Here is a 5,682-nt window from a genome sequence, read left to right on the forward strand (position 1 = left end):
CAGATGTTTTGTCGCGGTATTTTGGTCGGTATTCCGGCGCTGAGATCGGCTTCCGGGCCATACATCGATGTGGATCACGTTCAGGGGCACCGATTGACGATCGAGGGCTCAGCCCACCCCGGGAGCCGAGCTCCACCTTCGGGTCTCCTGTATCGCAGGAGATGATTCCGCGGGGCTGGTGCACGGCGTGTCGTGGTCTGGCAGGTGGCCGTGTCGGTCCTGACGGGTGGACCGCAGCCGCGCGGCTATAGCGTCAACGCTATGACCTGGGGTACCGTCGAGCTGGAACCGGAAGTTCGGGACTGGCTGGAACGGCTGCCGACCGCGCATTTCGCGACGGCCGCTTTCTACGTGGATCTGCTCGCCGAGCAGGGTCCGTTGCTGGGTGAGCCGTACACGCGGCAGCTCGACGGCAAGCTGCGGGAGCTGCGGTTTCATCTGGAGGGCCGGGCGATCCGGGTGACCTACTGGATCGCGCCGGGTCGGAGGGTGGTGCTTCTGACGGTGTTTGCCAAGTTGCGGATGAGGGAGGTCGCCGAGGGATCCAGGGCGAGGCGCGCTGGCGCGCTGCCTGACAGGGTCGCACACGGCGGGTGAGAATGAGGGGGATGACGGCGATGGCTGAGCGGGCGGACTGGGTGGGGCTGAGGGAACGCCGGATGGGCGAGCCGGGCGCGCGCGAGGCCTACCAGGCGGCCAGGCTGGCCTTTGAGCTGGGTAGGTCGGTGCGGGAGCTGCGCCAGCGGCGTGCCTGGAGTCAGGTCGAACTGGCCCGCGCGGCGGGCATGACGCAGTCGGCGGTGGCGCGGTTCGAGGCCGGTGGCACCGTACCGACACTGCCTGTGCTGGAACGGCTCGCCGAGGCTCTCGACGCCGACCTCGACGTCCGCGTCATCCCTCGTTCAGTGGCGTAGCGGGCGTCCGGACCCACCAGAGGTTCGGAACATGCGTTTGACTCGATAGATGATGTTGTCTGCCCGCTGTGGGGTTCGAGTCATGGCTGGGGCGACCTGTTAGCCGAACTAGTGGAGCGTGATTCCACTTCATTTATTGCCGGTATTTTCCTAGAATCTCGACTTTCGTAGTTATGCGGCGTCGGTCTCCCAGGCCAGCCGGAGGGTGTGGATTTCTGCTGGTGTCGGCTGCTCGGGGTGTGTGGCCTGATATTTGGCGGCGATGAGGACGCGGCGGAGCTTGGCGAGGATGTCAGCGGTGGAGGGGCGGGTCTTGGTGGTGTACCAGGGTGCGCGGTCGCGGTGGTCGGTGGCGTCGTCGGGGTGGTGGCCGGCGGTGGCGTACCAGCAGGTCGCGAGGGTTTGGCAGGCCAGTCCGAACGGCACGGTGCGTTCGACGGCGTGGGCTTTCCGGTTGCGGGCCTGGCCGACGCCGATGAGCTGTTTGGCGTCTTCGATGGCGACTTCGATCGACCAGCGGGCGGCGTAGCGGGTGACGAGGTCGGCGGGTCTGGTGAGGGTGTCGGTGGTGACGAGTGCCAGGTCGTGGGTGCCGGCACGGCCGGCGTTGTCGCGGACGAGGATCACGGTGACCGGGCGGGTGCCGAAGACGCCGTACCAGAGGCAGCGCACGGCGGCGACGTGGACGGTGACGGTCTGGCCGTAGCGGACGACCGTGACTGGGACGAACGTCTCGGTGGTGGCGAGCTGGGTCAGCGTGCCGAGCCGGTCGCCTTTCAGGCGGGGCCGGCCGCGTTTCCCGGTCCGCGGCGGGGCGGGGGCGAACAGGGCGGCGTCCTTGCGGAGTCGGGTTGTCCAGGTCGCCGAGCTGGGCAGGGTGCGCAGCTCGTCACCGGCGTAGGCGGCGTCCGCGACGACGTGGATCCGGCGGCCGGGTAGCACAGCGGCGAGCTGTTCGACCGCGCGGGCGGCCAGCCACAGCCGGGACGCCGAGGTGGTGTCCTTGCGGACCAGACGGGCCAGCACTGGTAGGCACACCGGCCGGTCCAGCATCGGCAGGGTCACGACGATCCCGACGATCACCCAGTTGTTCCCAAAGCCGATCTGGCGGGAGTCTCGGGCGGAGCCGTCGTGGAACCAGCCCGCGGCCCACACCTTTTTCCCTGTCCTGGTGAACAGGGTGTCGTCGACCGCGACCAGCACCGGGGCGCTGTGGGCGACGAGCAGTCGCACGACGAGACGGGCGAGTGCCAGACCGAGCTGGTTGGGGTCCCAGCGGGCCGCGGCGAAGAACCGGTGCGCCCGGTCGTGCGGCAAGGTCCGTGACAGCCCGGCCCCCACGAGCATGCCGCGCACCGTCCGCCGGCCGGTCGCGGCCAGCATCCCGACGACGAGGGCGCGGAACACTCGAAACGTCGGTGCGGTGAAACACGGTCGGAAACCCTCCAGCAGCGTCGCTAGAGAGACGGGTATCGTGACATCCGGGAGCATCGGCGTCCAGCTTTCGAGCCGGTTATAGGAAGCGCCGATGCTCCCGCCAGCAGGCTCCCGAGCTGCTCGTTTCCCCGCACGCCACACCGGGCCGTGCCACCCCCAGAAACATGCCACCCAGCTCAACGGGCGTAATCAGTTGACTTCTTCTCTCGCGGCGAGCGATCAAGGAAAAGTGCGAAAGTCGAGCGTTTCCTCATATGCCTGACAATGCACGGCTCGGCCCCGTCGGCGCGAGGCCGCAGGCACCGCGTTTCACGAGTGCTGCCATCCCCCAGGCCGGGTGCGAACACCACCCAGAAACCGCCGCCGCGCCGGCGAACTGGCCCGGCTGCGGGCACCCTCCACCCGATCGGTCACGACCCGGCGGTGGGCAGTACGGCGTGCATCAGGCGATGGACCTCCACCCGGTCCGGGCCGGTGAGCAGGGCCGGGTCCTCGCCGGGCAGCAACGACGTCGACATGACCCGCCCGGTGGCCGCATCCAGCGCCTCGACGGTCTCGGCCAGCAGGTACATCACGGTGGCGCCGTCGTCCGCCCGGCCCACCAGCGTCGCGACGATGCCGGGCAGATCGCGAACGGCCGGCCAGATCCGCTCGGTGCCCGCCCGGTCGAAGGCCGCGGTCCACCGCGGGGTACGCGGCCCGTCGAAGCTGGCCTGCCGCAGGTAAAGGGCCGGACCGGTGGCGGCGCCGGCGAAGTGTCCGGTCACCGTGTAACGGCGCACGGCGCCCAGCCGGACGCTGCCGCCGGCATCGACCGGGGGAGCCGCGGGGCCGGCCGACGCGGATCCGGCGTCGTGCCAGAGCGTGATCAACCCGTCCGGCGCGCCGTCGTCCCCGCTCGTCGACATGGCCCGGCTGACGAGGACGCCAGCGTCGTCGTGGACGGCTGACAGGACGTCGTCCACCCACGCAGTGCTGGGCGGGTCGGGAATGCCGAAGATCGGTTGGATGATGAGGTCCATCGGGCGCCTCCTGCGTCGGTCGAGTTCCGATGATCGTGGTCGACGATCCCGCGCCGGCCGGCCCCGTCCCTCATTACCAGTACCGAACTTCGGCACGGAACCGGCTACCTACGTGGCCGGGGTTGCCCCATCCTTGGTGGGGTGCGCGGTGATGACCGCCCGTTCGTCGGGCGGCAGGAGGAGTTGACGCTGCTGCGTTCGCGGGCGCGGACGGCGGCGGCGGGTCGAGGCGGGGTCCTGCTGGTCACCGGCCCGGCGGGGATCGGCAAGACCCGGCTGGTGGAGGAGTCGCTGCGGGCGGACGCGAGGTCCTCGGCGGTGCCGGTCGGCCGCGGCTACAGCCTCGCCGACCGTTCCGCTCCGCCACTGTGGCCCTGGCAGCAGGCGCTACGCGCCCTCGCCCGCCGCGGCGGGCGGCCGGCGGGGATCGCCGGGGCCATCGATCTGTTCGCGGGGGCGGTGAGCGGCGACGTACCTGGTGGCGCACCTGGTGACGCGGCGAGCGCGGCCGCCGTGCGGTTCGCCGCGCTGGCCGCGGCCGCCGATGCGGTGCTGACGGCCGTCACCGAACCACTGGTGATCGTGCTGGAGGACCTGCACTGGGCCGACACGAACACCGTCGAGCTGGTGCGGCAGGTAGCCGGCGGGATCGTCGACAGCCACCTGCTGCTGATCGCGACGATGCGCGCCGAGGCCGGCGACGTCATGCGTGAGCTGTCCCGGCTGGACAGCGTCCACGCCGTGCCGTTGCGACCGCTGACGGCAGCCGCTGTCCGGGACTACCTCACCGCGCTCGACCCGGCGGCCTCCACCGCCGCCCGCGCGGAGCAGGTGGCGCGGCGCAGCGGCGGGCTGCCGTCGCGCTGCAGGTGCGATCGTCCACCGTCCCCGGGCTCGCGGCCGAGGTCGCCGGTCACTGGCGCCGCGCCGGCGGCCACGAGCACGCACATCGCTGCGCAGCCCGGTGGGCCAGGCAGGCCGCCGTCGAGGCAGTCCAGGCCTTGGCCTACGACGAGGCGGCCACGCACCTGCTCACCGCGGTAGCGGCGCTCCGGCAGGCTGGCACCGGTGAGGCGGAACTCGCGCAGACGACCTTGGAGCTGGCGCGCGCCTACTACCTGGCCGGAGCGCTGACCGAATCGCTCCGGCAATGCGAACAAACCGCTGCGGCAGCGCAGCGGGCAGGCAGGGACGACCTGGTGGCCGCAGCGGCGCTGGTGGTGCGTTGGGTGACCTTCCCGCAAGCCATCGAGGCGATCTCCCGGCTGTGCCGGACGGCGCTCGCCGCACCGCAGCCGCCCGCATTGCGGGCACAGGTGCTGTCACAACTCGCCACGATCCTGGGCGAGGTCGGATCCACGGAGGCGGCCCACCGGTATGTCGACGAGGCGATGGAGCTCGCGCAGGCGAGCGGCGACGCCCAGGCGTTGCTGGATGCCGCCCGCGCCCGGGAGATGTTGCTGGCCGGTCCGGACGACGTGGAGGAACGGCTGCGGCTGGCCGCGACCGCCGTCGAGCAAGCCGATCGGCTTAGCCAGCCGCTGGCCGCCGTACTCGGGCAGCAGTGGCGGATCAGGGCCGCCTACCAGCTCGGTCGCCTCGACGTCGTGGACGAGGCGATGGCCGCCGTCGCGATGCTGGCTGACCGCAGCGGCCTTCCGCTGGCGAGCTGGCATCGGTTGCGCGGCGTGGCGGCCCGAGCTGCGCTGGAAGGCGGGTGCGCCGCCGCGCGGTCGGCCAACATCGAGGCCCAGCGGCTAGGCTCGCGGGCCGGAGACGCGCAGGCGATCGGGCTGAGCTACGCCTTCGCCGCCCACCTGGCCATGCTGCGAGGGGACGCCGCCGAACTCCCGGACGACTTCTGGCCGATGCTGGAAGCAGTCCCGCCGTCGCCGCTGATCACGGTGTTCCGCGCCAACACTCGCCAACTCGAGGGCCGCCGCGAGGAAGCGAAGGCATACTACGAGCAGCTGCGCCAGATGCTCGACGGCCCGGTCGTCGATCTCCGCTGGGGCGGGATACTGATGCTGCTGATCGACCTGGTCGAGGCATTCGGCGACGCTGCGGCAGCGGAGGTTCTCGCCAACCACCTGAAGCCCTACGCCGCGTACTCAGGGGCGGTCGGAACACCGACGGTCTTCTTCGTTGGCTATATGCAGGGCCACTATGGGCGCGCGCCCCCACATCGTGCTCAACCGGCTGGCCCTCGCCGACGTGCTGCGCCGCCTCGACGACCCTGACGCCGCCGTGACCCTCGCAGGCGCGGCCGCGGCCGCGGCCGCGGCCGAGGCTCGCCGGCTGGACATGCC

6 protein-coding genes are annotated in these 5,682 nt (G+C 71.2%); 4 read left to right on the plus strand and 2 right to left on the minus strand.

Going from position 1 to position 5,682, the window contains the following annotated elements; genetic code table 11:
• The first annotated feature begins 261 nt into the window (after positions 1-261).
• Both AC08OU_RS21960 and AC08OU_RS21965 read left to right on the plus strand, forming a co-directional pair.
• A complete protein-coding gene (locus AC08OU_RS21960; protein WP_462186713.1) occupies positions 262-597 on the plus strand; it encodes a type II toxin-antitoxin system RelE/ParE family toxin in 336 nt (111 codons plus the stop codon).
• A gap of 11 nt (positions 598-608) precedes the next feature.
• Entirely contained in the window at positions 609-914 is a 306-nt protein-coding gene (locus tag AC08OU_RS21965; protein WP_476601071.1) for a helix-turn-helix domain-containing protein, read from the plus strand.
• Positions 915-1,085: 171 nt separating this feature from the next.
• Here AC08OU_RS21965 and AC08OU_RS21970 read toward each other — a convergent pair whose 3' ends face one another.
• Together AC08OU_RS21970 and AC08OU_RS21975 are read right to left on the minus strand one after the other, a co-directional pair.
• Positions 1,086-2,405, minus strand: a complete 1,320-nt coding sequence (locus AC08OU_RS21970; protein WP_476601070.1) for an IS701 family transposase — start codon at positions 2,403-2,405, stop codon at positions 1,086-1,088.
• Between the two features lie 356 nt (positions 2,406-2,761).
• A complete protein-coding gene (locus AC08OU_RS21975) occupies positions 2,762-3,373 on the minus strand; it encodes a hypothetical protein (RefSeq protein WP_462186714.1) in 612 nt (203 codons plus the stop codon).
• Positions 3,374-3,514: 141 nt separating this feature from the next.
• Here AC08OU_RS21975 and AC08OU_RS21980 point away from each other — a divergent pair, with 141 nt between their 5' ends.
• Positions 3,515-4,417 (plus strand): AAA family ATPase, encoded by a 903-nt coding sequence (locus AC08OU_RS21980; protein WP_476601068.1) that lies wholly within the window; start codon positions 3,515-3,517, stop codon positions 4,415-4,417.
• Positions 4,375-5,613 (plus strand): hypothetical protein, encoded by a 1,239-nt coding sequence (locus AC08OU_RS21985; RefSeq protein WP_476601066.1) that lies wholly within the window; start codon positions 4,375-4,377, stop codon positions 5,611-5,613. Before AC08OU_RS21980 ends, AC08OU_RS21985 begins: the two co-directional genes overlap by 43 nt.
• Positions 5,614-5,682: the final 69 nt, after the last annotated feature.

This window comes from Frankia sp. CcMO1, assembly GCF_977945845.1.

Coding starts and splice junctions, on each gene's coding strand:
- AC08OU_RS21960 (WP_462186713.1), top strand. CDS start 262: ATGACCTGGGGTACCGTCGAGCTGGAACCGGAAGTTCGGGACTGGCTG.
- AC08OU_RS21975 (WP_462186714.1), bottom strand. CDS start 3,373: ATGGACCTCATCATCCAACCGATCTTCGGCATTCCCGACCCGCCCAGC.
- AC08OU_RS21970 (WP_476601070.1), bottom strand. CDS start 2,405: ATGCTCCCGGATGTCACGATACCCGTCTCTCTAGCGACGCTGCTGGAG.
- AC08OU_RS21965 (WP_476601071.1), top strand. CDS start 609: ATGACGGCGATGGCTGAGCGGGCGGACTGGGTGGGGCTGAGGGAACGC.